General features: G+C 62.3%; 18 protein-coding genes. 5 read left to right on the forward strand and 13 right to left on the reverse strand.

Annotated elements, in window-relative coordinates; translation table 11 throughout:
• Positions 1 to 227: 227 nt before the first annotated feature.
• The 7 genes from DOM58_RS15955 to DOM58_RS15985 all read right to left on the reverse strand — a co-directional run bounded on the left by DOM58_RS15955 (position 228) and on the right by DOM58_RS15985 (position 6,115).
• Entirely contained in the window at positions 228 to 527 is a 300-nt protein-coding gene (locus DOM58_RS15955; protein WP_110693673.1) for a hypothetical protein, read from the reverse strand.
• A gap of 240 nt (positions 528 to 767) precedes the next feature.
• A complete protein-coding gene (locus DOM58_RS15960) occupies positions 768 to 1,577 on the reverse strand; it encodes a transglutaminase-like domain-containing protein (RefSeq protein ID WP_110693674.1) in 810 nt (269 codons plus the stop codon).
• A gap of 288 nt (positions 1,578 to 1,865) precedes the next feature.
• The gene (locus DOM58_RS15965; protein ID WP_110693675.1) at positions 1,866 to 2,516 is read right to left on the reverse strand and encodes a glycosyltransferase family 2 protein; all 651 of its coding nucleotides are present in this window, start codon (positions 2,514 to 2,516) and stop codon (positions 1,866 to 1,868) included.
• Positions 2,513 to 3,166 carry a class I SAM-dependent DNA methyltransferase gene (locus tag DOM58_RS15970; protein ID WP_110693715.1) on the reverse strand — a complete coding sequence of 218 codons (654 nt, stop codon included), beginning with the start codon at positions 3,164 to 3,166 and terminating at the stop codon, positions 2,513 to 2,515. The genes DOM58_RS15965 and DOM58_RS15970 overlap by 4 nt, the downstream gene beginning before the upstream one ends.
• A 41-nt stretch (positions 3,167 to 3,207) precedes the next feature.
• Complete coding sequence (locus tag DOM58_RS15975; RefSeq protein ID WP_110693676.1) at positions 3,208 to 3,981, reverse strand: PIG-L deacetylase family protein; 774 nt, start codon at positions 3,979 to 3,981, stop codon at positions 3,208 to 3,210.
• A complete protein-coding gene (locus DOM58_RS15980; RefSeq protein WP_223162201.1) occupies positions 3,963 to 5,024 on the reverse strand; it encodes an acyl-CoA dehydrogenase family protein in 1,062 nt (353 codons plus the stop codon). Before DOM58_RS15980 ends, DOM58_RS15975 begins: the two co-directional genes overlap by 19 nt.
• Positions 5,025 to 5,212: 188 nt before the next feature.
• Positions 5,213 to 6,115 carry a LysR substrate-binding domain-containing protein gene (locus tag DOM58_RS15985; RefSeq protein WP_110693677.1) on the reverse strand — a complete coding sequence of 301 codons (903 nt, stop codon included), beginning with the start codon at positions 6,113 to 6,115 and terminating at the stop codon, positions 5,213 to 5,215.
• Positions 6,116 to 6,269: 154 nt separating this feature from the next.
• Between DOM58_RS15985 and DOM58_RS15990 the strand changes: the two genes are divergently transcribed.
• On the forward strand, positions 6,270 to 6,893 hold the full coding sequence (locus DOM58_RS15990) for an NAD(P)H-dependent oxidoreductase (RefSeq protein ID WP_110693678.1): 624 nt from the start codon (positions 6,270 to 6,272) through the stop codon (positions 6,891 to 6,893).
• A 24-nt stretch (positions 6,894 to 6,917) separates the two neighbouring features.
• On the opposite strand, the gene DOM58_RS15995 is transcribed toward DOM58_RS15990, so the two are convergent.
• A complete protein-coding gene (locus DOM58_RS15995; RefSeq protein ID WP_110693679.1) occupies positions 6,918 to 8,177 on the reverse strand; it encodes an MFS transporter in 1,260 nt (419 codons plus the stop codon).
• Positions 8,178 to 8,246: 69 nt separating this feature from the next.
• Between DOM58_RS15995 and DOM58_RS16000 the strand changes: the two genes are divergently transcribed.
• On the forward strand, positions 8,247 to 8,951 hold the full coding sequence (locus DOM58_RS16000; RefSeq protein ID WP_110693680.1) for an FAD-binding oxidoreductase: 705 nt from the start codon (positions 8,247 to 8,249) through the stop codon (positions 8,949 to 8,951).
• 25 nt (positions 8,952 to 8,976) lie between these two features.
• Here DOM58_RS16000 and DOM58_RS16005 read toward each other — a convergent pair whose 3' ends face one another.
• Positions 8,977 to 10,566 (reverse strand): alkaline phosphatase D family protein, encoded by a 1,590-nt coding sequence (locus DOM58_RS16005; protein ID WP_110693681.1) that lies wholly within the window; start codon positions 10,564 to 10,566, stop codon positions 8,977 to 8,979.
• A 154-nt stretch (positions 10,567 to 10,720) separates the two neighbouring features.
• Between DOM58_RS16005 and DOM58_RS16010 the strand changes: the two genes are divergently transcribed.
• Complete coding sequence (locus DOM58_RS16010; RefSeq protein ID WP_110693682.1) at positions 10,721 to 11,116, forward strand: GFA family protein; 396 nt, start codon at positions 10,721 to 10,723, stop codon at positions 11,114 to 11,116.
• A gap of 78 nt (positions 11,117 to 11,194) precedes the next feature.
• On the opposite strand, the gene DOM58_RS16015 is transcribed toward DOM58_RS16010, so the two are convergent.
• From DOM58_RS16015 to glpD, 4 genes are all read right to left on the reverse strand, one after another.
• A complete protein-coding gene (locus DOM58_RS16015; protein ID WP_110693683.1) occupies positions 11,195 to 13,390 on the reverse strand; it encodes an OsmC domain/YcaO domain-containing protein in 2,196 nt (731 codons plus the stop codon).
• A gap of 235 nt (positions 13,391 to 13,625) precedes the next feature.
• Complete coding sequence (glpK, locus tag DOM58_RS16020; protein ID WP_110693684.1) at positions 13,626 to 15,134, reverse strand: glycerol kinase GlpK; 1,509 nt, start codon at positions 15,132 to 15,134, stop codon at positions 13,626 to 13,628.
• 85 nt (positions 15,135 to 15,219) lie between these two features.
• On the reverse strand, positions 15,220 to 15,948 hold the full coding sequence (locus DOM58_RS16025) for an MIP/aquaporin family protein (protein WP_188113826.1): 729 nt from the start codon (positions 15,946 to 15,948) through the stop codon (positions 15,220 to 15,222).
• Between the two features lie 107 nt (positions 15,949 to 16,055).
• A complete protein-coding gene (gene glpD / locus DOM58_RS16030) occupies positions 16,056 to 17,564 on the reverse strand; it encodes a glycerol-3-phosphate dehydrogenase (protein WP_110693685.1) in 1,509 nt (502 codons plus the stop codon).
• A gap of 500 nt (positions 17,565 to 18,064) precedes the next feature.
• Here glpD and DOM58_RS16040 point away from each other — a divergent pair, with 500 nt between their 5' ends.
• Together DOM58_RS16040 and DOM58_RS16045 are read left to right on the forward strand one after the other, a co-directional pair.
• Entirely contained in the window at positions 18,065 to 18,775 is a 711-nt protein-coding gene (locus tag DOM58_RS16040) for a LysE family translocator (RefSeq protein ID WP_110693687.1), read from the forward strand.
• A 70-nt stretch (positions 18,776 to 18,845) separates the two neighbouring features.
• Complete coding sequence (locus DOM58_RS16045; RefSeq protein ID WP_110693688.1) at positions 18,846 to 19,136, forward strand: HigA family addiction module antitoxin; 291 nt, start codon at positions 18,846 to 18,848, stop codon at positions 19,134 to 19,136.
• Positions 19,137 to 19,177: the final 41 nt, after the last annotated feature.

Here is a 19,177-nt window from a genome sequence, read left to right on the forward strand (position 1 = left end):
TTGCGAAGAAGGGAGGGGCCGGCGCCGTTGGCTGTCCATTGGCCGCCTTCAAGACAGCCGGCCAATGGACAGTCTTGATCAACCTGAAGGAGTTATCGGGGCGATGCTCGACTCGTCAATTCGAAGATCCAGACGCCGAAAAAGGCCCTCGTCGAGAGGACCTTTTTATTGGAAACGTGGTTTAGGACCTCGCCTATTGCTGCGGCTAGCTACCAGGAAGGGATGTTCTATGAATTGATGTCCGGCTTTTCGGGGGTGAAGCTGGGCGGATCGCTTGCCGGGAAGCTATCTTCACTCATTTCATCGACGCGATCCTGGATCTCCTGTTCGGAGGGGATCTTCGGGAAATCGTCGATTGACTGCGTCAACACCCAGTGGGTCTCCTCACGGATGATCCGGTCTGCCGGAATACGATAGGTCGCACCCGCTTCCGTCTCCACGAGGACGTTTTGCGCGCCGTTTTCCTTGCTGACTCGGCCGATCCATCGCTGGTTGCCGTCAAGAACCGCGTTTTTATCGTTTTCCATGTCTTCGACCTATATCGGATCTGTTGATGAAGCGGGGGCCGCGTTTTGCACCATGCGGTCCCTGACGGGAGGCCCTCTACCAACCCGTCTTACGATAGCCCGTTCTCTCGATGGCGACCGTTAATGTGCTTTAACGTCGGAGGGCATCCCGATTCAGGAAGAGGATCGGGAAGCCCGCTCCGCTCTGCATGAGTGATCTCGAGACCGCCGGAGAGGCGGGAAGGCGATCCAGCATGGGAGTCACTCCGTCAGCTGGTAGATCCACACGCTGAATCCGCTCAGGGTATTGGGGCCGAAGGTGTGGGTCAGCGGTACGTCGGTGGCGTCGCGGCCCTGGGCGATCAGCACGCGGCCGATGCAGGGCGCGTTGTTGCGTGGGTCGAAGGTCCACCAGTGTCCGCCGAGATAGACTTCCATCCAGGCGGCGAAGTCCATGTCGGCATAGGGCGGCGGGTTGCCGATATCGCTGACATAGCCGGTGCAGTAGCGGGCGGGGATGTTCATGCAGCGGCACAGCGTGACGGCCAGATGGGTGTAGTCGCGGCAGACGCCGACGCGTTCCCGGTAGGCTTCCGCGGCGGTGCGGGTGGGTCGCGAGTGCTCGTAGCCGAAAGTGATGTGGTCGTGGACGAAATCGCAGATCGCCTGAACGCGCTGCCACCCCGGCGGGGTGGACTGGAATCGTTGCCAGGCGATTTCGCTGAGCAGATCGGTTTCGCAATAACGGCTACCCAGTAGATACAGCAGCACGTCCGACGGCAGTGTCTCCACCGGATGTTGCTGCGCCGTGACATCGACCGGATCATAGCCGCCGTCGTCGTGCAGCACGGTGTTGGTGCCCAGTGAGAAGGTGCCGGCGGGCGCCACCAGCCGATTGCACCAGTTGCCGAAGCTATCGCGATAGCTCGATAGCGGAACGATGGGAGTGGTCGTCAGGTGATCGGGCTGCTCCAGGCTCGCGAATCGTGAGTGGTGCACGTTGAGCATCGCGATCATCGGCGTGGGCGCAGCGAACTGATAGATCATCTCGCAGCCTAGTTGAATTCTCACAGCGGTATCTCCTGGCGAACCTGTCGAGAGGAAAAGGGCGGCTGATGGCCAGCCCGAACTGATGGGGCGTGAGCGATAGGACGTAAGCGTTGAGATTTGAGCGGCAGGACAACCGCCATCACAAGACATGACGGTGCGTAGAAGCCGCCATGGCTTGTCTTCGTTTCAGTATGGGCTGCCTTCGGCGATTAGGCGAATCGACGACCTGCACCATCGTTGGCTGTGGTTGTGGTTGTGGTTGTGGCTGCCGTTGTAGTTGCCGGGACCGTGGTCCGGCGGGCGCGTCGACTAGAGCTGCAGGGCACGTAGCCGTTCACCGAGCCCCCCTGGGGCCCGGGCGTCCTGACGCGTGCTGGTCAGGACCTTCAGGGTTTCGCGCCAGTCGATGGTGTAGCCGTGCCGCTGCAGGGCGGCAACCAGATGCACGTCCTCCTGGGTGGCGAGCGGAGCGAAACCGCCGACCGCCTGATAGGCGCCGGCAGCAACGCCGAGATTGGCGCCATGGATGTGCCGGCCATCGGGCAGGGCACGTCGATAGGCGACGAAGCGCCGGCGCAGCTCCCGGGGTAGCTGGTCCCAACCTTCCAGCCGGATACCGCCGCAGACGGCATCGGCGCGACTGTCGAGCTGCTGGGCGAGCCAGTCGGGCTGAACGATGGTGTCGGCGTCGGTGAAGGCCAGCCAGCGCGCGCCGCGTTCGATCAGCCATTGCGCGCCGACATGGCGCGACATGCCGACGTTGGTGAAGTCGACGTCGAGCGTCGTCACGCCACGTTGGCGCGCGACGGCGTGGGATCCATCAGTGCACGCGTCCAGCACCACGACGATACGCACGCCTTCCTCGATGACCGCCGGATGCCCCGCCGCCGCCTGCAGCGACTCCAGACAGGCGTCGAGCAAGGCCTCCTCGTTGTGGGCCGGCACGACCACACCGATCATGGCGCGACCTCGGCAGACCACAGGTCCAGGCGGAAATCGCGCTCTGTCAGGGTGCTGACACGGGGCATTTCGAGGATCTCATGCAGCCGTTCATGCACGACGTCGCCGCTCATCCGGCCATCGGCCAGCGGATGGCGCCAGTGGCACGCCACCAGCTCGCCGGATGGGTGCAGGGCGCGTTTGAGACCCTCGATCGTTGCCCGTAGTGCGGCGGGTTCCAGGTAATACCCCAGCTCGCTGAAGACGACAAGATCGAATGCCCCGGTGGGAAGCGCCTCGGTTGGCGTCTCCGACAGCTCGTGCTGCTCGACCTGTGCGTATCGCCAGGGTGCGAGCCGGCGGCGAGCATGAGCGACGGCGCTGGCGCTGATGTCCCAGCACAGCAGTCGATCGCAACGCGGCGCCAGGTCGGCGCTGAGTACGCCCACCGAGCAGCCGGGTTCGAACGCGTGGCGATAACGCGAGCGCGTCAGCATCGCCAGCGTCAGAGCCCGCTTGCGCTGTTCGTACCAGGAAGCGTCGTAGTGCCACGGATCGCTGGATTGGGCGTGCAGACGCTCGAAATGCGCGTGAAGTTCGAGCCTGGCATCGGCCTTGGCGGCATCTTGCGTGCCGGCTTCGGCAATGCCGGTCGAAAAGTCTTCATTCATGCCAGGTTCGTTCATGCCAAGTTCGTTCATGTCACGGGCGCTCATACCAGCAGCACCTCGTGATCCTGCATCAGGCGAGCAAGCGCCTGGGCAGACAGAATCGGTGGCCGGCCGGTCGTGGGGTCGGGCTCGCACTGGCTGACGTGTTCGCGCATGGCGCGCTGCTTGCGCTCGATTTCGGTGGCGGTCGACGGCAATCGGTAAGCGCGATGCCACGGCACACGCGGGTCGTCCGGCGTTGCCCAGTGCCACATCCAGATCGGCATCTCGAGCAGGGTGCGTTGGCTCTCCTTCAGCAGCTTGGCGCAGACCTCGCCGACCGCTTCATGATCGGCATGGCCATCCCCGCGCCATGTCGTGACAATAACGTCGTCGTCGCGCAGCACCTTGTGCAGCCGGAAGGCGAGTTCCGCCGTTTCCGTGGCGACTTGCGTATCAGGCAGTCTCAGGCGAATCGTCTCGATGTCGTCGAGCCCCAGGCAGACCAGTGCGCGTTGGCTCTCCTCGGGTCGCGTGGCGGCCAGCCGCTCGGGTGGCCAGCGTGTCGAATCCGGGTGGCTGCCGGTGCCGTCGGTCACCGAGATCATCAGCAGTTCGCGACCCAGGGCATGACACTGCTGCAGCAGGGCGCCGCAACCGAGAACCTCATCGTCGGGGTGCGGTGCTACCACCACCACGCGTCGACCTTTGGCGATTCGCGCTTCCAGATCGAACGTGGGCAATGTCGCCAGCTCCGGCCAGTCAAGCCAGGTCTCCAGCGGTGTCCCATCGCCTTCGATTCGCCGCTCTTCTCCGATCATGGCCACAGATTCCATTCCGAAATTTCCTTGTGATCCTGTCGGCGATAGTCCCCAATCGCCTGCAGGTCGCGCTCGGCGTGGCACTGGCGGACGAATACCGGCAGGTCGGCGATCAGCCGGGCAAATGCCGGATCGCGACAATAGGGGCCGGCACCGACGCCGCGGCCGACATGATGAATGACTTCCTCGACGACGGCGTCGACGGCGCCGCGTACGGACAACGCCAGATAGCGGGCATCGGCGTCGGGGTGCTCGTCGATCCAGCTGGCGGCCTCTCGCAGGCGCGCTTCACCATGGCGCAGCGCGAGTTCGACCGCCCCCAGATGCGCCAGGGCGTGCGGGTCGTCCCGCTTGGCGACGCTCGCCCGCAATATCTCGCCCAATCTGGCGGCGGCGCCCCACCAGCAGGCGGCGATGCCGATGCCGCCCTGCCAGAAACCGGGACGTTGTAGATAGCCTCTGGCGGGACCGACGAGAATCGCATCGGCGCCGTCGAAATCCACGTCTACGCTCTGGGTGGCAGCCATACCCACGGCATGCCAGCCGGTCTGCGTCACCCGAACGCCGGGCGTTTGCATCTCGACGGCAGCGAGATAAGGGATTTGCTCATGCCAGGCGGTGACCAGTGCGTGAGAGACCGTCGCGGCGCCGGAGCACCACGCCTTGCGACCGTTCAGGCGCACGCGCTGGCGGTCCGGCAGCGGCCCGGTCGTCGCTTCATCGGCAATGATCTCGACGCGGGCAAACGGCGGTTCCGCCGCCCACACGGCCCATGTCGCCTCTGGCGGGAAGCGATCGGCGTCGCTTAGCTCGGCGATGATCGCCAGCGCGTCGGTGTGGCCTTCGAACAGTTTGATCAGCGCGAGATCGAGTCCAGCAATGTCTGCAAGCGTCGCCCAGCGGGTCAAGGTCTCGCCCTGGGCCGGCCGTGGCAGTCGATCGAGCTCCAGCGCGATCAACTGCTCGAGGCGCCGCGCGAGTGTCTGAGGCTCTTCCGCCGGCGTTGCCCACTCGGTGCGAAGCCGACGCAGCGCGCGCCGCCAATCGGGGTGGGGCATCGTACGCTCCTTCGTAAAACGTGGCGCCTGCCTTGGCGCATCACATGCTTATGCTCGACAAGATACTGTTTAAGCAAGGGCGGGGGATTCGATCCAGGTTAAGGAGGAATCGATATAAATCGCTGGGCGGCCCAGATAGCGATTTTCGGCCGCGACCGGCTGATGCTTTTCGCTTGCAGCGATGAACATCAGATACTCAGATAGTCTCCCGGCAGCCGCTGTGCAAGAAAATCCATCAGCAGCCGAGCGCGGCGGGAGAGCGCGGTCTGACGATAATAGACGACGTTGATGCGCTGGGTCTGGAACTGCGTCTGATCGGGAAGTATGTCGATCAGCGTGCCGAGCTGGCGCGGGCGAAGGGTCATGTAGTCGGCGAGACAGGCGATGCCCTCGCCGGCCGTCACCAGCTCCAGTAGGGTCGGACCGCTGGAAGCGGATAGCGAAGGTTTCACGTGAAACGGCTGGCCCTGGGCGTCGAGCAGCGGCCAGTCATTGAGGTGATCCAACTGGCTGAAACCGAGCAGGCTGTGGTCGGCGAGATCCTCGACGCGGCGAGGCACGCCATGGCGCTCGAGATAGCCAGGGCTGGCGAGAAGCCGTAGCGGGCTGTGGCCGAGCGGACGGGCGTGCAGCGAGGAGTCGTTCAGCTCGCCGATGCGGATGGCAAGATCGACACGCTGCTCGAGCAGATCGATGAAGCGGTCATGGGTGTCGAGTTCCAGCGTGATGCCGGGATAGCGGGCCCGAAACTCGCCGATGATCGGCACGATCACGAACTGCATGAAACTTGGGGCAGCGTTGACGCGCAGCCGCCCCTGGGGCTGGTCATGGTGGCCGACGATTGCCTCCTCCGCGATTTCCACGGCAGCCAGTATGCGTCGACAATGGGCGAGGAACGTCTCGCCCTCGTCGGTCAGCTCCAGCCGTCGCGTCGTCCGTCGCAGCAGTGTCGTCGCCAGTTTCTGCTCCAGCCGGTTGAGAGCCCGGCTGACGCCGGAGACGGTCATTTCCAGCCGCTCGGCGGCGGCCGTGATCGAGCCGCTGTCGACTACGGCGATGAACGCCTGCTGCTCTTCCAGGGTGCTTTTCATGGCGCGGCGATGGCCTTCCGGGATGTTTGTTGATTTTAAATCAAAAGTGACTTGTCGCCAGCCGGGTTTTTCTTTCTTGGGTATGGGGCACAATCAATCATCGATTAGTGGCGGCACACGGCCACGTCATCATTGTCTATCGAGAGGCGACTTCATGAAGATACTTTTGATCAACGGCGGCAAGCCCTTCGCCCATTCCGGCGGTGAACTCAACAATACGTTCCACGAAGTTGCCGTGGAGCAGCTGCGGGAACTGGGTCATCAGGTCCACGAAACGATCATCGAGCAGGGCTACGACGTCGACGCCGAAGTGCAGAACTACCTATGGGCCGACACCATCGTCTATCAGATGCCCGGCTGGTGGATGGGCACGCCGTGGAGCGTTAAGCGCTACATCGACGAAGTGTTCACCGCTGGCCACGGTTCGCTCTACGCCAACGATGGGCGCTCGCGTCAGGATCCGAGCAAGCAGTACGGCAGCGGCGGGTTGCTGCAGGGTCGACGCTACATGCTCTCGCTGACCTGGAACGCCCCACGGGAAGCGTTCGACGAGCCGGGCAACTTCTTCGAAGGCCGCGGCGTCGACAGCGTCTACTTCGCGTTCCACAAATCGCAGACTTTCGTCGGACTGGAAGGGTTGCCCACTTTCATTGCCAACGATGTCATGAAGATGCCGGATGTCGAACGCCACACGGCGGAGTATCGCGAGCATCTGCGTCAGGTGTTCGGCACGGTTCAGGTGCACTCTCAGCCAGAGAGCACGCCCACGACCGTCTGAGTATGGAACGCTCGATGTGAAGGGTCAGGTGGTGGGGAGTCGATCAGCCACAAGCGGCATCGTGGACGCCGACGGTCGTGTCTCGCCGACACCCAGCCAGTAAACAATGGGCGCGAGCACGCCGAAAGCTGCCAGAAACAGGAAACCACCGCCGTAACCGGTGGCTTCCACGACATAACCCGCCACGAGGTTCGAGCAGGCGGCGCCCAGAGCGAACAGGGTGCCGAGAACCCCCAGCGTGACATTGTAGCGGCCCGTGCCTTGGGTGAGGTCCGCGGCGACGATCAACCACAGCACGCCGAATATTCCCGCGCCGATGCCATCGAGTGCCTGCACCGCGAGCAGCCAGACAGGGTCGTTGCTGACGGTGTAGAGCACGCCGCGTAGCGGTAAGGCGATCAGGCCGAGCATGAATACCGGCAGACGCCCCCAGCTCATCGCCTTGCGGCCCGCCCACCATGCGACGGGGATCATCACCAGCTGCGCGATCACGATGCACGCGGACATGTACATCGAGGCGGCTTCACGATCGGCGATGGTCAAATACTGCCCCACCAGCGGCAGCATGGCGGCATTGGCGAAATGAAAGAGCACCAGTGTCAGGCCCAGCATGAGTGTGCGGCGATGCTTCAGAACGTGAATCATGCCGCCGTCGGTCAGCGGCGTTTCCGCAACCTTCCCACGCGCGGCGTCATGGTCGATGTCTGTTTCCTGAATCATGAGCACGCTGATCAGGCTGCCGAGGGCAAATATCACCAATGCGTAGAATAGCCACTCGATGCTCAGGAAGTGGGCCAGCGCGCCTGCAATCACGGCGGAGACCACGTTGCCCGCGTGATTGAAGACTTCATTTCGGCCTTGGCGCGCCGGAAAACGGCGGTTGCCAACCATGCCCAACGTGATCGCTGCCACCGCCGGCAGCAATAGTGCGGCACTGACGCCCATCAATGCTTGAAACAACACGATCGCCGGTAGATTGACGAACGCCGGATGGGTCATCAGCACGCTACACACGGCGACGGTCAGTGTGGCGATCGCTACCAGCGCTCGCTTGTAGCGCGTGATATCCAGCAACATACCCGCCGGGGTCTGGGCCAGCATCGTTGCGAACGTCATCGCGGACATGGCAATGCCGATCTGTCCGGCGCTCCAATCATGGCGCGTCAACAGATAGATGCCGAGAAACGGCCCTACGCCATCGCGAACATCGGCGAGAAAAAAGTTCAGGCCATCCAGCCCGATGCGACTGCGAGTCGTCGGCTGGTGCGCGGTGTTCGTTGACATGATTTTCGATCTCGAAAGGCCGTCAGCCGGCTTTACGGATATAGCGCATCCGATTCGAGTTTACCGCGAATTCGCGCGTTCGATGACTTCGCCGGCGCCATCGATGCGGTGATCGCCTCGATCCAGTACGGCATCCCCATGGCGCGGATCGAGCTGATGGATGCGCTGGCGATGCGCGCGGTGAATGCATTCTCCCGGCTCGACTACGCCGAGAAGCCGACACTGTTTCTGGAGTTCCACGGCACTCATGCCGGGGTGAAGGAGCAGGCCGAAGCGATGGCCGAACTGTGCCAGGAGTTTGGCGGCAGCGACTTTGCCTGGGCGACCCAGGAAGAGGATCGCCAGGCACTCTGGCAGGCGCGCCACGACGCCGCCTACGCGGCCAAGGCGCTGCGTCCGGGGATGGAGTTCCTGGCCACCGACATCTGCGTGCCGATCTCCAAGCTGGCCGACTGCATCGAAGCGACCCAGGCGGATGTCGCCGAAAGTGGCCTGATCGCGCCGCTGCTCGGACACGTCGGCGACGGCAACTTCCATCTCGTCATCGCGGTGGATCGCCACAGCGAACAAGAGCTCGAGACGCTGGCGGCATTCAACCAGCGCCTGATCGAGCGCGCCCTGGCCGCCGGCGGCACCTGCACCGGCGAGCACGGCATCGGCACCGGCAAGCGCGCCTACATGGAAGCCGAACACGGCGAAGGCTGGGCCGTGATGCGCGCGATCAAGGCCGCGCTCGATCCTCTCGGGATCATGAACCCGGGCAAGCTGGTATGACCTCGGTGCCGACCACCAGCCCTCCTCAGGCGTTGGCGGAACGGGTCTCGGGCGCCAGCACTTGCGTATGCAGCGTCTTGCCGTCGCTATCTTTCAGGCGCACGGTCAGCGTTTCGCTTTCGGCGTCCAGATCGGCCTGGCCGAAGAACTGATAGCCCGCCGAGGGCGGCAGATTCGACTGGCCCTCCGGCGGGGCCTTGGAGAATGTCACCTCCGGACCGAAGGTGGCATCCATCTCGCTGGGGCCGAAGGTGCCGGCGTGGAGCGGCCCGCTGACGAACTCCCAGAATGGCTTGAATGCCTTGAAACTTGCGCGCTCCGGGGCGTAGTGATGCGCGGCGGTGTAGTGAACGTCGGCGGTGAACCAGACGACGTTGGCGATATCGTCGTCACGGATGGCCTGCAACAGCCGGGCAAGCTCCATTTCGCGCCCGAGCGGCTGGCCGGGGTCATTGTTGGCGATCGCTTCGAACAACTCGCCATCCGGCACGACCATGCCGATGGGCATGTCGGCGGCGATGATCTTCCAGGTCGCGGTGGAGTCGTTTAGCGCCTGCCGCAGCCAGCGAAACTGGTTTTCGCCCAGGAACGCGGTGGCTGAGGATTCCTCTCCTTGCAGGTTGGCGCTATTGGGGCCGCGATAGCTGCGCATATCCAGCATGAAGACTTCCATCCCCGGTCCATAGGAGAAACGGCGATAGATCCGCTGCGGGGCAGAAGTGGACATCCGGATCGGCATGTATTCGAGAAACGCCTGACGGCCGCGGGCGGCGAGCAGCGCGACGTTCTTTTCCGTATAGCGATCGTTGTCGAGAACCTCTTGCGGATACCAGTTGTTGGTCGTTTCGTGATCGTCCCACTGGGCCAGCATCGGCACTTCGGCGGCAAAACGGCGGAAGTTGGCGTCGAGGTGGTTGTAAGCGTGCTGGCCGCGGTATTCGTCCAGCGTTTCGGCGACCTTCTGCTTGGCCGGCGTGACGATGTTGCGCCACACGCCGCCGTCGGGGAGCTCGGTCTGCGCTTCCAGCGGCCCGTCGGCGTAGACCGTATCACCGGAGTGGATGAAGAAATCCGGCCGAACCTGGCGCATCGTTTCCCAGGTGCGCATGCCGCCGCGGGATTCATCGATGCCCCAACCCTGGCCGACCACGTCACCGGACCAGACGAAGCGAATGTCTCTGGGTTGGAAGGGCGGCAGTTGCAGCCGTCCGACCACCGGCTCGCTCACCGCGCGTGAATCGCCCAGCGCGGCGAATCGCACCCGGTAGTAAACGGTACTCATGCCCTGCAGGCCGGTCGCGTCGATCTTGCCGATCAGGTCGGTGCCGGGCAGCACATCGATCCAGGGCAGCTGGCGCACACCGCGGAACTCCGGGTTGTCGGCGACCTCGACCAGCATCCGCGACGGCATGCTCGCTCTTCCCCACAGCATGGCGCGGTCCGGCAGCACGTCACCGCTCATCACGCCGCCTTCCACCGTCGGGCGTCGCCCCTCGGCTAGCACGATCGCCGGTGCGCCGAGGAGCCCGGTGCCGGCCAATCCAAGGCCGATGCCGAGACGGCCGCTGGTCGTTAGAAAGTCACGCCTGGAAAAATGCTTTCGATCCGTCGTCATGGTCGGTCCCCGTTCGGTCGCTGTCGATAGTGCCAGTGACGATAGATTAGGGGGCGCTAATGACGAATATGTGAAGATCCAACGAGCGTATGTGGGCCGGCCGAGGAAGGGAATCGCGCTATGCTGAACGTGCCAGTAACGAGGAGAACCGGCCATGATCAAACGCATTGGCAATACCGACATCCAGCCGCGCCATCGTTTGAGCTGCCACTGTGGCGCGGTGGTGCTGGAACTCGAATTACCCGATGGCGTGGTCGAACCGCATCGTTGCAATTGCTCGTTATGCAAACGCAAAGGCGCGATCACCTCGGGCGTTGTGCTGAACGCGTTGCACGTGATCGCCGGTGAAGACGTGATGCGCTGCTATCAGTTCAACACGATGACCGCGAAGCACTATTTTTGCGGCAACTGCGGGATTTATACCCACCATCGGCGGCGTTCGAATCCCGACCAGTACGGCTACAACATCGGCTGTCTGGAAGGTGTCGATCCCTACGATCTGGGTGAGGTCGAGGCCACCGACGGCGTGAACCACCCGGCCGACCGTTGACGTCACACGCAAGGCCGCCCGCTCGATCATGCAGCGGGCGGTTTCCGGTGGCAGTCACGTTAGCGGCATCGGGTCGGCTCAGGCTTGCCGAGCCGCCCGCGCCGCGTGCAGTTTCTTGTAGCTCTCGAGCAGGCGCTGGTGCCGATCCAGGCCCTCCAGCTGCAGGTTGGTCGGGGTGAGGCCGTAAAAGCGAACCGAGCTTTCTACTGAGCCCACGACAGCCGCCATCGTTTCCTCGCCGAACATGCGGCTGAGATTGTAGCGGTAGTCGTCGAGTTCGAGTTCTTCATCCAGCGTGATCTGCAGTACCGCGAGCAGCGCCTGATAGAACAGGCCGCGTTCGACGGTGTTGTCATTAAATTGCAGGAACATCTCGACCTGATCCAGCGCGTCCTCGAGTTGACCGAGCGCCAGATTGATCAGCAGTTTCAGCTCGAGGATCGTGAGCTGGCCCCAGACGGTGTTCTCGTCGAACTCGATGCCGATCAGGGTGATGATCTTCATCTGCTCGTCGAGCTCGCTTTCGTCCAGCCGCTCGAGCAGGTCGGCCAGTTGTACATCATCCAGCGCGTGCAGGTTGAGGATATCCTCGCGGAAGGCGAGCGCCATGTTGGTGTTGTCCCACACCAGATCTTCCACCGGGTACACCTCGGAGTAGCCCGGCACCAGAATGCGACAGACCGGCGCGCCCAGGTCTTCATGGAGCGCCACGTAGGCTTCCAGGCCCTCGGCTGCGAGAATGCCGAACAGGCTGGCGGCTTCTTCGTCATTCGAACCCGAGAAATCCCACTCGACGAACTCGACGTCCGCGGTGGCGCTGAAGAAACGCCACGAGATCACGCCGGAGGAGTCGATGAAGTGCTCGACGAAGTTGTTGGGCTCGGACACCGCCTGGGAGTTGAAGGTGGGCGGCGGCAGGTCGTTCATGCCTTCGAAGCTGCGACCCTGCAGCAGCTCGGTGAGGCTGCGCTCGATCGCGACCTGCAGGCTCGGGTGCGCGCCGAAGGAGGCGAAGACGCCGCCGGTGCGCGGGTTCATCAGCGTCACGCAGGCGACCGGGAACTGGCCGCCGAGCGAGGCGTCCTTGACCAGTATCGGAAAGCCCTGTGCCTCCAGGGCGGCGATGCCTTCCTGAATGCCGGGGTATTTCGCCAGCACGGTCTCGGGCACATCCGGCAGCACGATCTCCTGCTCGATGATCTGTTTTTTCACCGCGCGCTCGAAGATTTCCGACAGGCACTGCACCTGAGCCTCGGCAATGGTGTTGCCCGCGCTCATGCCGTTGCTCAGGTACAAATTTTCGATCAGGTTCGACGGAAACCACACCGTCTCGCCATCCGACTGGCGCTTGAACGGCAGCGAGACGATGCCGCGGTCGGTGCGACCGGAATTGGTGTCGAAAAGATGCGAGCCGCGCAGTTCGCCTTCCGGATCGAAGATCGCCCGGCAGTGGTCGTCGAGAATCTCTGCGGGCAGTTCGTCATTCGGCCCCGGCTGGAACCACTGCTCAGAGGGATAGTGGACGAAGTCGCTACCGGCGATCTCCGGGCCGAAGAACTGATCGTTGTAGAAGAAGTTGCAGGAAAGGCGCTCGATGAACTCGCCCAGCGCCGAGCAGAGAGCCGCTTCCTTGGTCGCACCCTTGCCGTTGGTGAAGCACATCGGCGAGGCGGCGTCGCGAATGTGCAGCGACCAGACGTTGGGTACGATATTGCGCCAGGAGGCGATCTCGATCTTCATGCCCAGACTCTCGAGGATTCCGGTCATGTTGGCGATGGTCTGCTCTAGCGGCAGGTCCTTGCCCTCGATCCAGGTCGATTCGCCCTCGCCGTCTTTGACATGAGTCCCCGCCATCAGCAGCGCCTGGGCGTCTTCGTCGATGTTCTTGACGGTTTCGATCTGGAATTCCGGGTTGTTCTGGATCACCCGTTTGACCGAGCAGCGCTCGACGGAGCGCAGAATGCCGATGCGATCCTTCTCGGAGATATCGTCCGGCAGCTCGACCTGGATCCGGAAAATCTGGTTGTAGCGGTTTTCCGGGTCGACGATGTTGTTCTGCGAGAGCCTGATGTTCTCGGTCGGGATCTCGCGCGCGTTGCAGTAGACCCGCACGAAATAGGCCGCACAGAGCACCGTGGAAGCGAGGAAGTAGTCGAACGGCCCCGGTGCGGAGCCATCGCCCTTGTAGCGGATCGGCTGATCGGTGATGACGGTGAAGTCATCGAACAGCGCTTCCTGACGCAGGTTGTCGAGATAGTTGACCTTGATTTCCATGGAGAAGGACCGCGTTGGTAAGTGGCTGCACCTCCGGTTCTGAGCCGGGGCGGATGCGGTCATTATCCGGATTTGAGGTCGCTTCGTCTTGGGGCGCTTCGTCTTGAAGGCGTTAGTCCTGGAGATGTTTCCTTTCGGGAGCGTGACTAAAAGGCCCGAGCCCCTTCGGATAAAGGGCTCGGGCCACATCTCTTGCCCAACAGTCGTGCGACAAGTGCGCTCGACGCGAAAGCGTCTACGAGGCGACGTGAAAGGCCATGGTCGCTTGCACGGCCCGCTTCCAGCCGTCATACAACTCATGGCGCCGATCGTCGCCCATGACGGGTTCGAAGCGGCGTTCGATGGCCCATTGCTCGGAGATCTGCTCGCGGGATTCCCAGAATCCGAGTGCCAGTCCGGCCAGGTAGGCGGCGCCCAGCGCGGTGGTTTCGCTGATCTCGCTACGCAGCACGTCGACGTTGAGAATGTCCGCCTGGAACTGGGCCAGGAAGTTGTTGGCGATAGCGCCGCCATCGGTACGCAGCTCGGTCAGGTCGAGGCCGGCATCGGCCTGCATGGCCTTGAGCACGTCCGCCGTCTGATAGGCCATGGACTCGACCGCGGCACGGATGAACACCTCCTTGCTGGTGCCCCGCGACAGGCCGAACATCGCGCCGCGCACGTTGGAATTCCAGTAGGGTGCTCCAAGGCCTGTGAATGCCGGCACCATATAGACGCCATCGTTGTCGCCGGCGCGCTCGGCATACGCTTCGGAATCCGAGGACTTGCCCAGCATGCGCAGCCCGTCGCGCAGCCACTGGACCACCGAGCCGGCCACGAATATCGAGCCTTCCAGAGCGTATTCGACCTTGCCGTCGATCTCCCAGGCGATCGTCGTCAGGAGGCCGTTCTCCGAAGCCGTGGCTTCGGTACCGGTATTCATCAGCGTGAAGCAGCCGGTGCCGTAGGTGTTCTTGGCCATGCCGGGCTTGAAGCAGGCCTGGCCGAACAAAGCGGCCTGCTGGTCACCGGCGATACCCGCGATCGGCAGTTGGGTGCCGAAGAAGAACTTCGGCAGCACGTGACCGTAGACTTCGCTGGACGATTTGACCTCGGGCAGCATGGATTCCGGCACGCCGAACATCTCGAGCAGTTCCGGGTCCCACTTCCGCTCGCGGATGTTGAACATCATCGTGCGCGAGGCGTTGGTCACGTCGGTGACGTGCTCGGCGCCGCCGGTGAGGTTCCAGATCAGCCAGGAGTCCATGGTGCCGAACAGCAGCTCGCCTTTTTCGGCCTTCTCTTTCACGCCATCGACGTTATCGAAGATCCATTTGATCTTGGTGCCCGAGAAGTAGGCATCGATCACCAGCCCCGTCTTGTCGCGAACCATGTCGGCGTGGCCCGCTTCACGCAACTCGTCGCAGATTTCGGCCGAGTGCCGCGATTGCCAGACGATGGCGTTGTAGACCGGCTGGCCGGTGTTTTTGTCCCAGATCACCGTGGTTTCACGTTGATTGGTGATGCCGATGCCGGCGATCTCTTCGACATCGACCTGGGTGTTGTTGATCACTTCGGTCAGCGTGGTCAGGACGCTGGTCATGATGTCGCGGGGGTTGTGCTCGACCCAGCCCGGACGTGGGAAAATCTGCTCGAACTCGCGCTGGGCGGTGCCGGCAATCCGACCGTCGTGGTCGAACAAAATGGCGCGGGAACTGGTGGTGCCTTGATCGATGGCCAGAACGTACTTCTTCTTGTCACTCATGAGAAATCTATCCTTCTGAATGGTGAGTCCTGAATAAGGAATCCTGAATGAGGAGTCGACGTGTTTATGAATAGTCCGTTGCGGCTCAATAGATCGTGGCAACGAATGCGGCGAGACTGCTGCCAATGATCGGGCCCACGAAAGGCACCCATGCGTAGCCCCAGTCGTTGGAGCCTTTATTGCTGATTGGCAACATGGCATGGGCAAGCCGCGGCCCCATGTCCCGCGCCGGGTTGATCGCGTAGCCGGTTGGCCCGCCCAGCGATGCGCCGATGGCGACCACCAGCAAGGCGACAGCCAGCGGACCGAGCCCGTTGGGTGTATGACCGAACATGATGATGACGAACACCAGCACGAATGTCCCGATGGCTTCGGTCATGCAGTTCCAGAAACGTGACCGGATCGTGGGGATGGTCGAAAACGTTGCCAGGATAGTGGTGGCATCCTCGGTGTCGTCGTACTGTTTCTTGTAACAAAGGTAGCAGAGCACCGCACCCAGCCACGCACCCACGAATTCGCCCGTGAAGTAGGCCAGCGTATTGTTCAGGGTGATGGGAATCCCCTTCGCATACTCTGTGGCCGGGCCCAGCCACAGCGCCAGTGTAATCGTCGGGTTCAGGTGCGCGCCGGTATCGAACGCAATCCATACGCCGCAGTAGACCGCGAGTCCCCAGCCGAAGAAGATCAGCAACGGACCACCATTGTGGCCGCCGGTCTTCTTGAGCAGCACGTTGGCCACCACGCCGCAGCCGAGTAGCGTCATGCAGGCCGTACCGGCGATCTCATGAAGCACTATCGTTTCTATGACTCCCATGGTCTTCCTTAACGTTGGATGATGTTACGGCCGGTATGGCCCGAGTGACATGCGTCACGACGATGGTTGGATTGGTTGCCGAGTCGTGGCGCATTTGTCGGCTACGCTCACCCTTCCGCCGCTGCCGGAGACGGGAGGGCTAGGTAGTCGGCGAGCCGACGCTTCTCGCGCTCGTCGAGACGCAGGCCGAGCTTGGATCGCCGCCAGAGCACGTCCTCGGCCGTGCGCGCCCATTCGTGATCGCGCAGGTAATCGACTTCGGCGGCATACAGGTCGGTCCCAAAATGCTCGCCCAGACCGTCCAGGCTTTTGGCGCCACCCACGATGTCGCGCACGCGGGTCCCGTAGTTGAAGACCAGACGATTGGCCATGCCCAAGGGAATGAAGGGATGGCTGGCCTGTAGCGACTCGAACAGATGCTGGGGTTTCGCTTCTTCGCCGCCGGGGAGCGGGTGGCCCTTGCCGGTCCAGGCTTTTGCGTGGTTGCCGAGCTCGGGCGCCAGTTGATCGACAGCGTCTTCGGCCAGCCGCCGATAGGTCGTCAGCTTGCCACCGAAGACGTTGAGCAGTGGGGCACCGCCGGAGGTATCCAGCTGAATGCGATAATCGCGGGTGATTTCGCTGGCGTTGTCCTCGCGATCGTCGAGCAGGGGGCGCACGCCGGAGTAGCTCCAGACGACGTCGTCGGGACCGATCGACTGCTCGAAATAGCGATTGGCGGATTCGCACAGATAGCGGATCTCGTCTTCTTCGATGGCCACCTTGCCCGGTGCGCCCTCATGCTCGACGTCGGTCGTGCCGATCAGCGTGAAATCGCGCTCGTAGGGAATGGCGAACACGATGCGGCCATCGGGCTGCTGGAAGAGGTAGGCGTGATCGTGATCGAACAGCTTGTTCACCACGATGTGGCTGCCCTTGATCAGGCGCAGCGAATACGGGTGCTTCTGCGAGGCGACCTCGTCGAGAAAACGCACGGCCCAGGGGCCGGCCGCATTGACCAGCCCGCGAGCACCGATCTGGATCGTCTCGCCCTCAGCGGACCGCAGGGTGATAGACCATCCATCATTGCTACGCACCGCAGACTCGGCACGCGTGCGCGTCATGATCCGCGCGCCACGGCTGGCCGCATCCATGCAGTTCAACACCACCAAGCGGGCATCCTGAACCCAGGCATCCGAGTAGGCGAAGCCCTTGATGAACTCGGGCTTCAGCGGGGCGCCGGCCGGATGATCGGCGAACTTGACGCCTTGCGAGCCCGCCAGCGTCTGCCGTCCACCGAGGTGGTCGTACAGGAAAAGCCCGGTTCGGATCATCCAGGCCGGCCGCAGGTGCTTCTGATGAGGCAGGATGAAACGCATCGGCCAGATGATATGCGGCGCCGCCTTGAGCAGTATCTCGCGCTCGGATAGGGCCTTGGCCACCAGCTTGAATTCGTACTGCTCCAGGTAACGCAGGCCACCGTGGATCAGCTTGGTCGACGCCGATGAGGTATGGCTGGCAAGGTCATCCGCCTCGACCAGCAGCACCGAAAGGCCGCGACCTGCGGCGTCACGAGCGATACCCGCGCCGTTGATGCCCCCGCCGATGACAATCAGATCGTAGTTTTCGTTAACCATGTTCGGATCTGCTCACTAATGTTCGATTAAGATCATTGTGGCGCGAAATCGAACATTTGGAAGTAGGCAAAAAGTATTAGAAGCCTCCTTGTTATAGGGCCGGGCCGGTCTGCTACATGGCGGGGAATCTCCTGAAAAGCCACCGGGAAGGTTTCCACCGAATCCCCGACAAACTTTTCACCTGTGGAAAATGCCTCAATATTTACGATTTGTATCATGGTGTTGCAGCCGGGCGGAGAGTGACCGGCGGTCTGAAGCCGCCGGCGCACGGCACTATCGCAACTTTTGTTGCGCCTATTTCGTCGCAGTGACGAGCCAGTGGAGAGTGCTGAGGTTGTTTTCGCTAGTGAACATTCGGGTTTGCTTGAGGTCGGGCTCGATTTTCATTCCGAAATCCGACAGGGCCCGATTATCGTCGCACTGTCTCGGCCTCCAGCAGATACAGTTGTTACCTCCTGAAAATTGGCCGACGCTAACAATCTCTTGCATGGGGGTGCGCCGTGACGAAGCAGATCTCATTTCTGGCACCGCTGATTCTCCTCGCCGCCATGACGGTGACGCTCTCTACCCAGTCGCTATCCGTCATCAACTGGCCACTTCTGATCGGCGCCTCCTTTGTCATGGCGCTGACCCTGGGGGCCAACCAGCTGCTCTCGCTTGCCAACGGCTTCCGTGTCGGCGTGGCCCCGGCGATGACGGCGGCCTGCGGACGATTTGCCGCTTTCGTGGTGATGGTGATCGGTGTTGCCGTGGGGCTGGGCCATTGGCTGGTAACCTCGGCACTGTTCTTCGGTGTGCTCAAATGGATGGGAGCGGCGTATCTGCTCTATCTGGGCGTGCGTTCGCTGTTGACGGCTTGGCGCCCGACTATGCCAGCGGCGAGCGGTGACATCGCAACCGCCGATTCGCGGTCCTTGATCCGGCGGGAAGCGCTGGTCGCGTTTTCCAATCCCAAGGCGTATGTGCTGTTCGCGCTATTTCTGCCGCAGTTTCTCCACGCCGACGGCGAGTCGTTCGCACCGGCGATCGTATTGGCGGGGCTGGTCTATATCCTGATCGAGTTCTTCTGCGCGTATCTATACGCCGCTGCCGGGTGCCTGCTGGGCCGAGGCAGCGTCACGCTGCGTCGTCAGCGCTGGCTGGATGGCACCAGTGGCGCGGCAATGATCGGTCTGGCGGGATGGTTGGCGCTGGAGAAACGGCCGGGATGAGCTCAGTTTTCGCTATATGACGTCTTGCGTCATATGCTGCTTGTCATTACCGCTTCGGGAGAGGCAAATCATGACTGAAGAACGACTTCCCAATATTCATCCCGGCGAGATTCTGCTGGAAGAATTTATCGAGCCCATGGGCCTCACCAAGAATGCTTTGGCGACCTCTATTGGCGTGCCGGCCACGCGTATCGGTGAAATCACGCGAGGCACGCGATCAATCACGGCGGATACGGATCTGCATCTGTCGATCTACTTCGGTACCAGTCAGGGTTATTGGCTGCGGCTGCAGAATGCCTATGATCTGGAAGAGGCTAGACGCCACGGACACTATGACGGGATTCGTCCTCGCGTGGCGTGAGGCAACCCGCGTCTCTTGGAAGAATGAAAAAATGGGCAGCG

Origin of the sequence: Salinicola halophyticus, assembly GCF_003206695.1 — a bacterium.
In the GTDB taxonomy this organism is placed as follows: domain Bacteria; phylum Pseudomonadota; class Gammaproteobacteria; order Pseudomonadales; family Halomonadaceae; genus Salinicola; species Salinicola halophyticus.

Excerpts from the sequence above, each read along its gene's own strand:
- DOM58_RS15955 (WP_110693673.1), bottom strand. The coding sequence starts at position 527 with ATGGAAAACGATAAAAACGCGGTTCTTGACGGCAACCAGCGATGGATC.
- DOM58_RS15965 (WP_110693675.1), bottom strand. The coding sequence starts at position 2,516 with ATGATCGGTGTGGTCGTGCCGGCCCACAACGAGGAGGCCTTGCTCGAC.
- DOM58_RS15970 (WP_110693715.1), bottom strand. The coding sequence starts at position 3,166 with ATGAATGAAGACTTTTCGACCGGCATTGCCGAAGCCGGCACGCAAGAT.
- DOM58_RS15975 (WP_110693676.1), bottom strand. The coding sequence starts at position 3,981 with ATGGAATCTGTGGCCATGATCGGAGAAGAGCGGCGAATCGAAGGCGAT.
- DOM58_RS15980 (WP_223162201.1), bottom strand. The coding sequence starts at position 5,024 with ATGCCCCACCCCGATTGGCGGCGCGCGCTGCGTCGGCTTCGCACCGAG.
- DOM58_RS15985 (WP_110693677.1), bottom strand. The coding sequence starts at position 6,115 with ATGAAAAGCACCCTGGAAGAGCAGCAGGCGTTCATCGCCGTAGTCGAC.
- DOM58_RS15990 (WP_110693678.1), top strand. The coding sequence starts at position 6,270 with ATGAAGATACTTTTGATCAACGGCGGCAAGCCCTTCGCCCATTCCGGC.
- DOM58_RS15995 (WP_110693679.1), bottom strand. The coding sequence starts at position 8,177 with ATGTCAACGAACACCGCGCACCAGCCGACGACTCGCAGTCGCATCGGG.
- DOM58_RS16005 (WP_110693681.1), bottom strand. The coding sequence starts at position 10,566 with ATGACGACGGATCGAAAGCATTTTTCCAGGCGTGACTTTCTAACGACC.
- DOM58_RS16010 (WP_110693682.1), top strand. The coding sequence starts at position 10,721 with ATGATCAAACGCATTGGCAATACCGACATCCAGCCGCGCCATCGTTTG.
- DOM58_RS16015 (WP_110693683.1), bottom strand. The coding sequence starts at position 13,390 with ATGGAAATCAAGGTCAACTATCTCGACAACCTGCGTCAGGAAGCGCTG.
- glpK (WP_110693684.1), bottom strand. The coding sequence starts at position 15,134 with ATGAGTGACAAGAAGAAGTACGTTCTGGCCATCGATCAAGGCACCACC.
- DOM58_RS16025 (WP_188113826.1), bottom strand. The coding sequence starts at position 15,948 with ATGGGAGTCATAGAAACGATAGTGCTTCATGAGATCGCCGGTACGGCC.
- glpD (WP_110693685.1), bottom strand. The coding sequence starts at position 17,564 with ATGGTTAACGAAAACTACGATCTGATTGTCATCGGCGGGGGCATCAAC.
- DOM58_RS16045 (WP_110693688.1), top strand. The coding sequence starts at position 18,846 with ATGACTGAAGAACGACTTCCCAATATTCATCCCGGCGAGATTCTGCTG.